This window comes from Latilactobacillus curvatus JCM 1096 = DSM 20019 (genome assembly GCF_004101845.1).
In the GTDB taxonomy this organism is placed as follows: Bacteria; Bacillota; Bacilli; order Lactobacillales; family Lactobacillaceae; genus Latilactobacillus; species Latilactobacillus curvatus.
Genome location: NZ_CP026116.1, coordinates 1048319 through 1060496, shown reverse-complemented (window position 1 = coordinate 1060496; position 12178 = coordinate 1048319). Strand labels below are relative to the sequence as shown.

Sequence of the window (12178 nt, the reverse complement as noted above, 5' to 3'; positions counted from 1 at the left end):
GTTAATCAATTTATGTAAAACGCAAAAAAAGCCCCCAAATCAGATTCGATTTGGGGGCTGTATGCTGCTTAATTATTTGTCAGAAAAGATTGGTGTTTCAATCCGTTCAACGTATTTGGCACCAACTGGTTCTTTGTAGAGTTCAATCCCTTTTTTAATAAACATATTGGCTGCTGCGATTTTAGTCATCGCACTTCTAACTGTTTCGGCGTCTAAGTTGTCATCAATATTGTTTAAGCGCAATACACGACTCTTAGCATCACTGTTTTTAAATTCTAAGCAAAGTTGTTTCATCTTGAATTCCTCCTCAAAGATTGGTATGTTTTTTATTTAGCGATATAAGCGGATTTAGTGGTTAGAGTAGCTGTTGCAAATGTGTCACCTGCGTGGAGACTTGCGAGGGCTTCGCCAACTGCTTGGATTTCCGTGGCTTGAACGTCTTCTTTTACGGCGGTCATACGACGTTGTAAACTTTCATTTGGATAGTCTGTATTTTGTAATTCAAAAGCGATCGATGTTGCTAACCATGATGTTTGCATGTGGATTCCTCCTAAAGATTAGTTGTAAGCGTCACCGGTGAATGACTTACGCTAATGAGTAATGCACGATGCCGATAAAATGGTAAAATAATCTCAGCTTACCAAGCGGATTTCTAAAAAAAGTTAAAGAAATTATGAATTACCAGACGTTTCATGAAAATTTAGTTATAGTAATAATTAGACTTATAGATGAAGAGGGATATTATGCAAGAAGTGGTTATTATCAGTGCAAAGCGGACACCGATTGGTAAATTGGGGGGCCAACTTGCAAGTTTAAGCGCGGTTGAATTGGGGACAGTTGCTGCTAAAGCGGCGATTGAAGCAGCCGGGATTGATCCAACTCAGATTGATCAAGCAATTTTCGGGAATGTCTTACAAGCCGGTTCTGGGCAAAACGTTGCACGGCAAATTGCTTTGAAGAGTGGGATGACACAATCAAGCACAGCAATGACAGTTAATGAAGTTTGTGGCTCCGGCCTAAAAGCAATTCGGTTGGCGCAGAGTGCAATCGTCATGGGCGATGCTGACATCGTCTTAGTTGGCGGTACAGAAAGTATGTCACAAGCGCCTTATTTGAATAAACAAATGCGTTTTGGGAGTAAATTTGGGGATCAAACAATGATTGATAGCATCAGTAGCGAAGGGTTAAACGATGCGTTTACGCACCAGCCAATGGGGATTACAGGCGAAAATGTAGCAGCTAAATACGGCATTACGCGTGAAATGCAAGACGCTTTTGCACTCGCTTCTCATCAAAAAGCCGCGCAAGCGACCCAAGCTGGTTGGTTTAATGAAGAAATTGTGCCTGTAACGGTGCAACAACGCAAAGCAACGCTTGAAGTGCAACAAGATGAAGGTATCCGCCCAACGACAACCATCGAAGCAATGGCGAAGTTGCGCCCAGCTTTTCAACAAGATGGGACTGTAACACCTGCCAATGCTTCCGGCATTAACGATGGCGCTTCTGCCATGATCGTTATGAGCAAGGAAAAAGCTGCTGCACTCGGATTAGTTTACCAAGCCACTTTGGTCGGCTATCAAGAAGTCGGTGCTGATCCAGATTACATGGGGTACACGCCGGTCGATGCAATTCAAAAATTATTAGCGCAACAAAATCAAACATTAGCCGATATCGATTTATTGGAAATTAACGAAGCGTTTGCCGCTTCAAGTGTGGCCGTTCAAAATGGGTTACAAGTCGATCCTGCTAAAGTTAATGTGGCCGGTGGCGCTATTGCGTTGGGCCATCCAATCGGTGCTTCAGGCACGCGCATCATGACAACGTTAATGCACCAATTGAAACGGACGCACCAAACAACAGGGATTGCTTCGTTATGTATTGGTGGCGGGTTAGGAATTGCTTTTGAAATTCAATTAAATGAGGCATGGTGTAATGAAAAAGCCTAAGTTCTATCAATTAACGAAGGATGAACGTTTAGCAACGCTTGTTGAACAAGGTCACCTAAGTCAGACGGATGCTGATTGTTTAGCAGCTGCAGAACCCTTGTCAGATGAGATCGCTGGTAATATGATTGAAAACCAAATTGGCCAGTACCAAGTACCGCTTGGTGTGGTGCAAGATTTATTAGTCAATCAGCAAGTCTATCAAGTCCCGTTTGCGATCGAAGAACCATCCGTTATTGCGGCGGCTAATAATGCGGCTAAGATGGCACGAGCTAATGGCGGCTTTGTGACTGAACAACTGACGCGGCTGATGACTGGTGAAGTCGTGTTAGAGAAGCTAGTTGACTTAGTAGCGGCTAAAGCTTGGATTAGTGGCAACAATGACCATTTATTTGAAGTTGCGCGGGCTGCGCATCCATCAATTGTTAAACGCGGTGGTGGTCTTCAAAAAATCACGCCGACGATTATTGACGACCGCTTTTTGAAACTTGAATTGCAAATTGATACCAAAGAAGCGATGGGTGCCAACATTGTGAACACAATCTGTGAAGCCATCGCACATGCTGTGCAAGAACAGTTGGGCGGCAACCTTTTATTGAGTGTTTTGACCAATGCCGCGTTTGAATCCGTGGTGACCGCAAGTGTGACGATTGATCCAGCTACCTTAACAACTGCGACGCTTGCTGGCGAAACAATTGCCGAAAAGATGATTGCGGCGAGTGACTTTGCCAAAGTGGATGTGGCGCGCGCAGCAACCCACAATAAAGGGATTATGAACGGCATCGATGCAGTGGTGTTAGCGACGGGCAACGATTGGCGCGCAATTGAAGCCGGCGTGCATAGTTATGCTGCTAGAAAGGGTGCTTACCAACCGCTTTCGAGTTGGGAATGGACAACTGATCAGCAACTACGCGGTCGAATCGAACTACCACTGCCAGTTGGGATGGTTGGCGGATCGATTGGTATTCTACCAACCGTGCAGATTAATCAGCGCTTGTTAAAAGTTCAGAATGCGCGTGAATTAGCCGGCATTATCGCAGCTGTTGGCTTAGCACAAAATTTTGCCGCGCTCAAAGCACTTGTGTCAGACGGGATTCAAAAAGGACACATGGCGCTTCAAGCGAAGTCGTTGGCGATTGCTGCTGGCGCAAGCGAGACTGAATTAACGCAATTATTACCATTATTATTGAAAGCGACACATTTAAATACAGCAACAGCCACCGAGCTGTTAGCGCAACTGCGTGCTGAAAACAAATAGATTGGAAGTTTATTATGCAAATCGGAATTGATAAGATGGGCCTTTTTACGCCTAATACCTACTTAGATTTAGTGATGCTAGCTAACGCGCGAGGCGTTGATCCTGACAAATACACAATTGGAATTGGTCAAGATCAAATGGCAATTGCCCCCCTCAGTCAAGACAGTGTCACAATGGCGGCTAACGCGGCTCTTGAAGTGTTGGATGATGATAATCGTGATTCAATTGGTTTATTAATTTTAGGCACTGAATCAGGAATCGATCAGTCAAAAGCCGGTGCCCTTTATGTACAACGCTTATTAGGATTAAAAAATGCCCGTGCTTTTGAAATTAAAGAAGCTTGTTACGGGGCAACCGCTGGTTTGATGACCGCTTATGACTTTGTAGCGGCGCATCCAGAGCAAAAAGCATTAGTCATCGGTTCCGATATCGCCCGTTATGGGCTGGATACACCAGGTGAAGTGACACAAGGTGCCGGCGCGGTTGCAATGATCGTTAGTGCAGCACCACGTTTGTTGGCGTTAGAACCGGCAACGGCCATTCACAGTGATGACATTCAAGATTTCTGGCGCCCTAATTATTCAAAAGAAGCTTTTGCGCGTGGCAAATATTCAACTGAACAATACATCGAATTTTTCCAAGCAACTTGGGCAGACTATCGCGCTCAAACTGGCCGCACAATCTCAGATTTCAAAGCCTTAACGTTCCATTTACCATACACAAAGATGGGGTTGAAGGCATTGCGGACAATCTTGCCAGAAGCAACGGAAACAGAACAAGCATATTTATTAGACCGTTATCAAGAAAGTACATTGTATAGCCGTCAAATTGGTAATATCTATACTGGCGCGTTATACCTAGGCTTCCTTTCATTGTTGGAACAATCAACGCAATTGGCAGCCGGCGATCGAATTGGTTTATTCAGTTACGGTTCAGGTGCAATCAGTGAATTCTTCACCGGTATTTTGCAACCCGGATTTGAAAAACAATTAGCCGGTGCGGACCACAAAGCAATGCTTGCTGCACGACGTCAATTGACGATGGCTGAATACGAAAATCAATTCCAAGCAGAACTACCAGAAGACGGTAGCGAATATGAAATTGATTTGGCAATGGACAACGCGCCAATCATTTTAAAAGGTGTTAAGGAACACGAACGCAATTATCAAGTTAGAGATTAATAAAAAAACAGCTATGTATCCTAAAAACTGCCATTAACAGTATTGTTAATGGCAGTTTTTTTAGCTATTTCTGATAAAAATAACAAGTCAGAAATGATGGAAAAACTTTTTTAAATTTAAGAGCATTTTGATTGTATCCGGTCACAGAAGGTGCTATATTAATGGTGAGGAAAGATAGCTTGGTAAGTGAAACCAAGTTAGCTTTAAATAGATTTACCACTTTAAAACACAAGCACCAGATTTGAATGTACGACACATCAAGATTTAAAGTACGAAAAAGAAATTGCAAGGCGTGGTTCCAATGGAAACATAAGTGTAACTCTTCGTAGTATTAAGATCTAAGTATATCGGAGGCTGATGTCTGTTAAAGAATATCGCTCAAGTAGTAAACACGAATTTAATCGTCATCGCTAAAACTGCACATGCGGGTCAAAGATAGACGACCAAACTAGATCGAGTGAAACGATTAGCAGTGGGCTAGACCAACGATTAAAAACAATTGAATAAAAGTATGAGGTGTAACATTATCCAGAATGTAAAACAGAATCAGCTCGTAACAACCAAGCTATCAACCTCAACCTAGGGGATTCAAGCATATCAAAGCTTGAATCCTTTTTTTATGCTCAAAAGGTAGATTGCAAATTTAATCCGAATTTTCGGACAAATTTGTCAGCATAACCTGATACGGTGTTTGCCAGTCGAGTATTTTAAGCGGTCGCTGGTTAATTTGGAGTAACGTCGTCGTTAAATCTTGAGCACTAATGTGCTCAAAACGAGTCCCTTTAGGATAAAAATAACGTAAATTCCGATTAAAGCGTTCATTACTACCACGTTCAGCTGGCGTATAAGCATGGCAGTAATAGGTCTTAATACCATATTGTGATTCAAGTGATACTAGCCCACTAAACTCAGTGCCACGGTCCACAGTAAAGCTGTGCACCGGACCATTAAAAGTGGTTAGGAACTTAGTTAGTGCTTCATTAACAGTCGCTGTCGTCCGATCTTTTAACCGGTATGCCCAAAGGAACCGTGATTTGCGATCGATTAAAGTTAATAAAACTGCCTTACTATGCCCACGAGGACCAACGACTGTATCTAGTTCAAAATCGCCGATGCGCTTACGTTGATTAATCATCATGGGACGCTGTTCAATTGATCGCCCCAAAGATTGATTATATTTGGATCGTTGGTCAACGTTACGCCGTTGGCGTACGCCATGTTCAGGTAGATCATTCAAGGAGAAACCAATTCTCCCCTGATTTAGCCAATTATAAATAGATTTAGTAGCTAGTTTAAATTCGTGAGCAATCATTCCTGGTGACCAGCTTAGACGTAAATGGTTGAGAATTTTTTGCTTTAACTCATCGCTCAGCTTAGTTTTCCGACCACATCGTGATCGCTTGTATTCGGCATCTGTTTGTGCTAATTCAGCCTGATAAGGTTGACATCGAGATAATTCATAAGAAATTGTTGACGGTGATCGGTTCAGCCGAACGCCCATTTGGATATTGGACAGCCCTAGTTCACAAAAGGTTTCGATTTTAATTCGTTCGGAATAGGTTATACTAGACAAAAGATCAGCTCCTAAAAGATGGGTTTGTGGTAAACACCATTTTAAAGGAAGCTGATCTTTTTTGTCCGAACAGCGTTCGGATTAATTTTACAATCTACCAAAATACAATATAAATAGCCATTCACTATAGATAACAAAAGAATGGCTTTATTTTTAATTAGGCATGGGCTTGCACTGCCTCAATCAACGCGTCTACATTATTCACAATCGTGCCGTTTTGTTTAATTAAGCCGGTTGTGTAAAGGTTTAAGTAATGGAATTGGTTTTCGGCGATCTCTTGTAAAGCCGCTAGTTTTTGTGGATTTGTAGCACCTTGTTGGCGGCTGTCGGTGTATAATCCGATCATTGGAATTTGGCGACCGTATGCCACACCGATTTCACTAGCAACGCCAACATCGATGGTAGGACCATCCAAAACAGCAATGACGAGATCGCTAGCAACGAGTTCGTCTGTATCGGCTTGTGCGATCATTTCAGAGCTGGCATAAGCATTTTTGGCGTTAATTGCGGCGTTTTCTTGTGGAAGATAGATATCGATACCATGAATTGCTTGGCGCAGTTGAGCAACAACCTTAGCATTATAATCAAAGTCTGCTGCTGAGAATAGAGCGTTTGCGAAATAAATTTTCATAGGAATTCCTCCAAGTTGATTTCCTTTATTGTATCAAATTAGTGGTGAAATGCGGTACAATTAAGTTAATCAGTTTTGGAAGGGGATTCACAATGCGCGAGATTCAAGAAACACCAGGGCAAGTAACGTTTAAGTCAGCTTGGCGAGATTATTTTAAAGGTTATTTTGATTTTACGGGGCGAACAACACGTGCGGGTTATTGGTGGGCGATGTTGATTTTAATGATTGTTTGGTTCATGCCATTTTTCGCTTTGCTATTTGCACAAGCTGCAAAGGTGCAACTGAAGATGAGCGGTGCATTAGTGCTGTACATAATCGTTATCGGGTTGCTTGGGGTACTCACGTTTATTCCAACGTTGGCGCTTAGTGTACGGCGTTATCGGGATGCTGGGTTAAATGGTCGCGGAGCAGTTGTATTGTGGTTATTGAACGGGTTTGCATCCCGTTTTACATCGGGCAATCAGGGGCGCGCATGGACGTTAATTTCGGCGTTGATCGGTTTAACTTTATTTATAATCACGTTATTGAAAACAGACACGATTACAACCAACAGCGACAATCCACTAGTTGCTTTCTTCTTAAGAAAGAGTGCGTCACAACCGAAACGGTCTGAGCATTAACGAAGTTTGGCGAATGATTGTGAAGCAATCGTTTGCCATTCAGGGTTAACCGGAAGGATATGACTTATAGAACACGTTTAGGCGATTAAAGTCCAAATAAAAAAGCGGTCCATCAACAAACACATGTTGATGGACCGCTTTTTTGCGTTATAGGTCGCGTTTTAGTGTTAATGTCACAACTGCTTCAACTCGTGCCGTTTGGGGGAACATGTCCAATGGTTGGATTTTTTCCACTTGGTACGTATGCACAAGGGCTTTTAAATCCCGTGCAAGGGTTGATGGATTACATGAGACGTAGACAAATTTCAATGGCCGACTGTCTAAAATGGCATCAATTAATTTTTGATCTAAGCCAGTGCGTGGTGGGTCAACCACCAAGGCAGTTGGGACAAAGCCATTATCCAACCATTCTGGGAGGAGGTCTTCGGCAGCCCCTACGGCATATTCAACGTTTTGAATGTCATTGATGGCTGCGTTGTGTTTAGCCGCTTCAATTGAATCGGCAATCGTGTCCATGCCGCGTACTTCTGCGACTTGATTGGCAAGACTCAAGCCAATTGTACCCACCCCACAATAAGCATCGACGAGACGATCTTCAGGTGTGAGATCAAGTGCATCTTGAACTAAGTTATACATCTTAGCCGTTTGAACTGGGTTCAATTGGAAAAAGGCGCGGGCAGTCAATTCGAAGTGAACGCCGTTTAAAGTTTCCATAATCGTTTCTTGACCAGCCAGATGAATCGTTTGGTCGCCCCAAACGAGCACGTTTTTCCCTTTGTTGATATTTTGCATGATTGAAACCACTTCGGGCAATTCAGCTTGGATGGCTGTAATCAAGGCGTGCTTTTGCGGTAGTTTAGGGGAGTTGGTAATGAAGGTCAGTTGCGCTTCACCGGTTGAAAAAGATTCGCGAACGACCAATGTTTTTAAAATCCCAGCATTCTTAGTTTCATCAAAGACGGGAATTCCGAGTGATTCGACTAATTTCAAGACGGTTCGGATGATTTTCATTGTTAAATCGGTTTGGGTTGCGAATTCAGGCAAATCAATTAAAGTATGGCTACTTGGAGCGTATAAGCCAGCTGCTAAATGACCGTCGATTTCGCGGACTTGGAATTGTGCTTTGTTGCGATAATGCCAGGGGTTTTCCATTCCGACTGTATCGGTAATATTGTATTTGGCGTAGCCTTGTGGTTTGAATTTTTCAAGCGCTTGGACGACGACGTCTTTTTTGAAGGCAAGTTGGCCAGGATAGCTTAAGTGTTCAAGCTCAATCCCACCGACTTGGCCGTAAGTGGCATCCTTAGGGGTAACCCGTTGTGGTGAAGCTTGGCGAAGTTTGTGGACTTTTGCTTCAATGAAACGAGGGGCAACGTTGGTGACTTCTGCGACAACCACTTCTTCAGGAAGTGCGCCTGGAATAAAGACAATTTTGCGTTTGTAATAGCCAATCCCTTCACCATTGATGCCGATTCGTTTAATCGTCAATGGAAAACGTTGGCCGACTTCGACTTGGTTTGTTTGTTCTGGCATTTAATCCGCTCCTATTAATATAAAATAATGATACTCGTTTTTCTCATTGCATTCAGTATAACAGACTTAGCACTGAAAAATCGCTTCAATAGTGGGAATTAAGCAGTGACTTTTGTCCGGGTGCGCCATTTATGCTATGCTACAGGAAGTCAAAGTAAGGAGCGAAGCCACATGAATTTTTGGGAACGAAATCAATTTTTAATCGCCATGCTGATTGTACTCGGAATTGGCGTTTATGCCTTCCAACACAAGAGCTTACCACTGATCATCGGGACTTTAGTGCTCGCCGTCGTGGTCATTGGATTTAAAGTCTATTTAAACATCAAAGCAACACGTAACAAGGGAGAATAACATGCCGAAGATTACCAAAATAACGGCACAGAAAAAATCAGGCCGCTATAATATTTTTATCGATGAGCAATTCGCTTTCGGCGTGACCGAGAGTGTCTTGATTAAATACCGTTTAGCGAAGGATTTAGAGATTGATAGTCAACTGCAACGCGACATTCAAAAAGACGATGATAATGCCAAAGCGTATCAATTGGCGCTCAATTATCTGAGTCACCAATTGCGGACGGAAAAGGAACTAACGCAATATTTACGCGAACACGAGATCACTCCAGAAGGGATCCAGACTAGCTTGGCAAAACTACGCGAGTTACATTATATCGACGATCAGGATTACGCCGATAGCTACGTTCGTACTGTGATTAATACCGCTGATAAGGGCCCCAAAGTAGTCCGCCAGAAATTAATCCAAAAAGGTGTTAGTGCTGCCCATATCGATCAAGCACTTAGTCATTATTCAGTGGATGATCAAGTTGCGGTTGGGTTAGCAGCTGCTAAGAAGTTGGCGAAGAAATACCGTCATAGTTCATTCTTTGAACAGCAGCAAAAAGTCAAACAAGGTTTAATGCAAAAAGGGTTTGGCGGTGACAGCCTTAGTTTAATTATTGAAGTGTTGGCCCTTGAAGCCGATGAAGATAGTGAAGCTGACGCGCTTGCTGAACTTGGTGCAAAAAAATGGCGCCGTTATCGATTACTCGAACCACGAGAACGCCGGATGAAGATGCAACAAGCGTTGTATCGGAAAGGATTTAATATTGATGCAATCAACCACTTCATCGACGAACAAGAACTATCAGATGGCACCGAGTGAACGGGACGCGTTTCAAACCGCGTTTATGACTTGGTATGATGAAAACCGCCGGGACTTGCCTTGGCGCCAGAATCAAGAGCCCTATCGTGTCTGGCTATCTGAAATTATGCTTCAGCAAACGCAGGTTCAAACAGTGATTCCGTACTATGAACGGTTCTTGGCGACTTTTCCAACGGTGGCAGACTTAGCGGCCGCTCCAGAGGACTTATTAATGAAAACGTGGGAGGGACTTGGTTATTATTCGCGCGCGCGTAACTTACAAAAAGCAGCGCGCCAAGTCGTCGACGACTACAATGGCCAGTGGCCAACAACCGCGGCTGAATTAGAAAAGTTAGCCGGGATTGGACCGTACACAGCGGGCGCTATCGCCAGTATTTGTTTTGGCGAAGTTGTCCCAGCAATCGATGGCAATGCTTTTCGGGTGTTCAGTCGGTTATTGAAAATCGATGCTGATATTGCCAATCCAAAGAACCGCCACATTTTTTACGATGCGATTTTACCGCTGATTCCCAAAGATCGCCCAGGTGACTTTAACCAAGCCGTGATGGATTTTGGCTCGCAAGTTTGTACGGCAAAGAATCCAACGGTTGGTGAGACGGCGTTAGCACCGTTTTTCCGGAGTTATCAAGATGGCACCTTATTGGATTATCCAGTCAAGACGAAGAAAGCAAAACAAAAACCAGTTGCGATGTTTGCAGTTGTGATTCGCTCGCAAAGGGGCTTATTATTTCAAAAACGACCGAGTACCGGTTTATTAGCGAACCTGTCCACTTATCCACTAGTCGCTGCGGAAGACTTGCAAGCAACCGACGATGAATTATTGACACCGGAAGAACAACTAGCTCGTATCGAAGCTTATTTTAAAGAGGCTTTTGCGCTAGAATTGCAGCAATTACATGAATCAGGTTTAAAACCTGTGGTGCACGTTTTTACGCATCTTAAATGGACAATTACCCTTTTAGAAGCACAACTTGCAGCAGATGCCGACCTCGCCTTTTTCCCAGGCCAATGGTATACCGAGGCACAATTAGCTGACGTTGCATTACCGACTGTGCAAAAGAAGTTAGCGGCACGTTTGTCAACCAATTAATGGTAGAAAGTTTTAGGTAAATTTGCGAGTCTTTGCTATAATGATAGGTGATTATGAATAATAACCTTGGAAAGCTGGGTATGTCGATGAGTATTCCCAAAGAAGGCGACTATATAGCGATTCAAAGTTATAAACACGATGGGAGTTTACACCGCACTTGGCGCGATACGATGGTTTTAAAAACCAGCGAGAACGCAGTCATTGGTTGTAACGATCATACCTTAGTTACAGAGTCAGACGGCAGAAAGTGGGTCACGCGGGAGCCGGCACTTATTTATTTCCATAAGAAGTATTGGTTTAACGTGGTGACAATGATTCGTGAAGGCGGCGTTTCTTATTATTGTAATTTGGCATCGCCGCATGTCATGGATCAAGAGGCGCTTAAGTATATCGATTATGATTTAGATGTGAAGGTTTTCCCCAATGGCGAAAAACGGCTTCTAGATGTCGATGAATATGAAGCGCACAGTGCGAAATGGCATTATTCCGCCGAAACTGATCGGATTTTAAAAGCCAACGTTAAGGTTTTGGTTGATTGGATCAACAATGGCAAAGGGCCCTTTTCGAAGGAATACATTGATATTTGGTATAACCGGTATCAAGAATTGGCGCACCGTCGTTAGAACACTATTTAGTCTCAAGCAAAAAAGCCCCAGTCATTGATTGACTGGAGCTTTTTTGTATGGGTTAATCGTTTTCGACTGAAGTATCTTGTTGAATCGTTAATGTTTTAAAGCCGATGCCAGCACCGATGCTGATGGATAGCAAAAGCGCGAAGACGCACCAGCCGAGTAAACTACCAGCAATGATGTTGAGTGGCAAGAAGTGGCGTAATAGATAAGTTGCAAGGCAGAAAAGGATGCCATCAAAAATGAAGTTAGCAATCTTAATACCAAGTGAACGTTCTACTAGGAAGAAACTTGTTACCATTTTAAGTGTTTGGTTAGGGGCTAAGTCAGCCATAATCGTCAACGGTCGTTCGATTGGAACTTTAATAAATAACATTAGGGTGCTGCTGATTAGAGCACTGAACAAGGTGCGATCCCAAGTGGCACTGTGAATCACAAGACTGTCGTAAGCCGTTGCGGCAATCGTAATGACGAGTAGATAAGGGATAATGAAGAAAAATAAGTGGACAAGAAGTGATTTTTGCTTAGGCATGGTAACGTCCTTTCTGTTATTAAGCTGTG

At 43.2% G+C, this 12178-nt stretch carries 14 protein-coding genes; 8 read left to right on the top strand and 6 right to left on the bottom strand.

Translation table 11 applies throughout. The annotated features are described in order from the left end of the window. Nucleotides 1-72: 72 nt before the first annotated feature. Nucleotides 73-294: a DUF2922 domain-containing protein gene (locus LCU_RS05550; protein WP_004270996.1), complete on the bottom strand. Its 222-nt coding sequence runs from the start codon at nt 292-294 to the stop codon at nt 73-75. 32 nt (nt 295-326) lie between these two features. Then, the gene (locus LCU_RS05545; RefSeq protein ID WP_004270991.1) at nt 327-539 is read right to left on the bottom strand and encodes a hypothetical protein; all 213 of its coding nucleotides are present in this window, start codon (nt 537-539) and stop codon (nt 327-329) included. A gap of 204 nt (nt 540-743) precedes the next feature. Here LCU_RS05545 and LCU_RS05540 point away from each other — a divergent pair, with 204 nt between their 5' ends. The 3 genes from LCU_RS05540 to LCU_RS05530 are packed head-to-tail and all read left to right on the top strand — an operon-like array spanning nt 744 to nt 4382. After that, nucleotides 744-1946 carry an acetyl-CoA C-acetyltransferase gene (locus tag LCU_RS05540; RefSeq protein ID WP_054644483.1) on the top strand — a complete coding sequence of 401 codons (1203 nt, stop codon included), beginning with the start codon at nt 744-746 and terminating at the stop codon, nt 1944-1946. Next, on the top strand, nt 1933-3201 hold the full coding sequence (locus LCU_RS05535; protein WP_056966584.1) for a hydroxymethylglutaryl-CoA reductase, degradative: 1269 nt from the start codon (nt 1933-1935) through the stop codon (nt 3199-3201). Before LCU_RS05540 ends, LCU_RS05535 begins: the two co-directional genes overlap by 14 nt. A gap of 14 nt (nt 3202-3215) precedes the next feature. Continuing rightward, nucleotides 3216-4382: a hydroxymethylglutaryl-CoA synthase gene (locus LCU_RS05530; RefSeq protein WP_056966587.1), complete on the top strand. Its 1167-nt coding sequence runs from the start codon at nt 3216-3218 to the stop codon at nt 4380-4382. Nucleotides 4383-5025: 643 nt separating this feature from the next. Here LCU_RS05530 and LCU_RS05525 read toward each other — a convergent pair. Both LCU_RS05525 and LCU_RS05520 read right to left on the bottom strand, forming a co-directional pair. Beyond that, nucleotides 5026-5955, bottom strand: a complete 930-nt coding sequence (locus tag LCU_RS05525) for an IS30-like element ISLpl1 family transposase (protein ID WP_065825252.1) — start codon at nt 5953-5955, stop codon at nt 5026-5028. A 157-nt stretch (nt 5956-6112) separates the two neighbouring features. After that, nucleotides 6113-6586 (bottom strand): nucleoside 2-deoxyribosyltransferase, encoded by a 474-nt coding sequence (locus tag LCU_RS05520; RefSeq protein ID WP_054644691.1) that lies wholly within the window; start codon nt 6584-6586, stop codon nt 6113-6115. A gap of 92 nt (nt 6587-6678) precedes the next feature. Here LCU_RS05520 and LCU_RS05515 point away from each other — a divergent pair, with 92 nt between their 5' ends. Next, nucleotides 6679-7206: a DUF805 domain-containing protein gene (locus tag LCU_RS05515; RefSeq protein ID WP_004270988.1), complete on the top strand. Its 528-nt coding sequence runs from the start codon at nt 6679-6681 to the stop codon at nt 7204-7206. A gap of 147 nt (nt 7207-7353) precedes the next feature. Here the strand turns inward: LCU_RS05515 and rlmD are convergent, their stop codons facing one another. Beyond that, the gene (gene rlmD, locus LCU_RS05510) at nt 7354-8739 is read right to left on the bottom strand and encodes a 23S rRNA (uracil(1939)-C(5))-methyltransferase RlmD (protein WP_056965951.1); all 1386 of its coding nucleotides are present in this window, start codon (nt 8737-8739) and stop codon (nt 7354-7356) included. Between the two features lie 171 nt (nt 8740-8910). Here rlmD and LCU_RS05505 point away from each other — a divergent pair, with 171 nt between their 5' ends. From LCU_RS05505 to ntdP, 4 genes are all read left to right on the top strand, one after another. Continuing rightward, a complete protein-coding gene (locus LCU_RS05505) occupies nt 8911-9090 on the top strand; it encodes a hypothetical protein (protein ID WP_004271245.1) in 180 nt (59 codons plus the stop codon). Between the two features lies 1 nt (nt 9091). Next, nucleotides 9092-9898, top strand: a complete 807-nt coding sequence (recX, locus tag LCU_RS05500; RefSeq protein ID WP_056965949.1) for a recombination regulator RecX — start codon at nt 9092-9094, stop codon at nt 9896-9898. Next, nucleotides 9885-10988 carry an A/G-specific adenine glycosylase gene (gene mutY / locus LCU_RS05495; protein ID WP_056965955.1) on the top strand — a complete coding sequence of 368 codons (1104 nt, stop codon included), beginning with the start codon at nt 9885-9887 and terminating at the stop codon, nt 10986-10988. Before recX ends, mutY begins: the two co-directional genes overlap by 14 nt. Before the next feature lie 80 nt (nt 10989-11068). Continuing rightward, nucleotides 11069-11611: a nucleoside tri-diphosphate phosphatase gene (gene ntdP / locus LCU_RS05490; protein ID WP_128486108.1), complete on the top strand. Its 543-nt coding sequence runs from the start codon at nt 11069-11071 to the stop codon at nt 11609-11611. A gap of 64 nt (nt 11612-11675) precedes the next feature. Here ntdP and LCU_RS05485 read toward each other — a convergent pair whose 3' ends face one another. Continuing rightward, nucleotides 11676-12149: a hypothetical protein gene (locus tag LCU_RS05485; protein WP_004265668.1), complete on the bottom strand. Its 474-nt coding sequence runs from the start codon at nt 12147-12149 to the stop codon at nt 11676-11678. Between the last annotated feature and the right edge of the window lie 29 nt (nt 12150-12178).

Bases quoted from the DNA above. Each gene is read 5' to 3' on its own strand.
- LCU_RS05550 (WP_004270996.1), bottom strand. From the start codon at position 294: ATGAAACAACTTTGCTTAGAATTTAAAAACAGTGATGCTAAGAGTCGT.
- LCU_RS05545 (WP_004270991.1), bottom strand. From the start codon at position 539: ATGCAAACATCATGGTTAGCAACATCGATCGCTTTTGAATTACAAAAT.
- LCU_RS05540 (WP_054644483.1), top strand. From the start codon at position 744: ATGCAAGAAGTGGTTATTATCAGTGCAAAGCGGACACCGATTGGTAAA.
- LCU_RS05535 (WP_056966584.1), top strand. From the start codon at position 1,933: ATGAAAAAGCCTAAGTTCTATCAATTAACGAAGGATGAACGTTTAGCA.
- LCU_RS05530 (WP_056966587.1), top strand. From the start codon at position 3,216: ATGCAAATCGGAATTGATAAGATGGGCCTTTTTACGCCTAATACCTAC.
- LCU_RS05520 (WP_054644691.1), bottom strand. From the start codon at position 6,586: ATGAAAATTTATTTCGCAAACGCTCTATTCTCAGCAGCAGACTTTGAT.
- LCU_RS05515 (WP_004270988.1), top strand. From the start codon at position 6,679: ATGCGCGAGATTCAAGAAACACCAGGGCAAGTAACGTTTAAGTCAGCT.
- rlmD (WP_056965951.1), bottom strand. From the start codon at position 8,739: ATGCCAGAACAAACAAACCAAGTCGAAGTCGGCCAACGTTTTCCATTG.
- LCU_RS05505 (WP_004271245.1), top strand. From the start codon at position 8,911: ATGAATTTTTGGGAACGAAATCAATTTTTAATCGCCATGCTGATTGTA.
- recX (WP_056965949.1), top strand. From the start codon at position 9,092: ATGCCGAAGATTACCAAAATAACGGCACAGAAAAAATCAGGCCGCTAT.
- mutY (WP_056965955.1), top strand. From the start codon at position 9,885: ATGGCACCGAGTGAACGGGACGCGTTTCAAACCGCGTTTATGACTTGG.
- ntdP (WP_128486108.1), top strand. From the start codon at position 11,069: ATGTCGATGAGTATTCCCAAAGAAGGCGACTATATAGCGATTCAAAGT.
- LCU_RS05485 (WP_004265668.1), bottom strand. From the start codon at position 12,149: ATGCCTAAGCAAAAATCACTTCTTGTCCACTTATTTTTCTTCATTATC.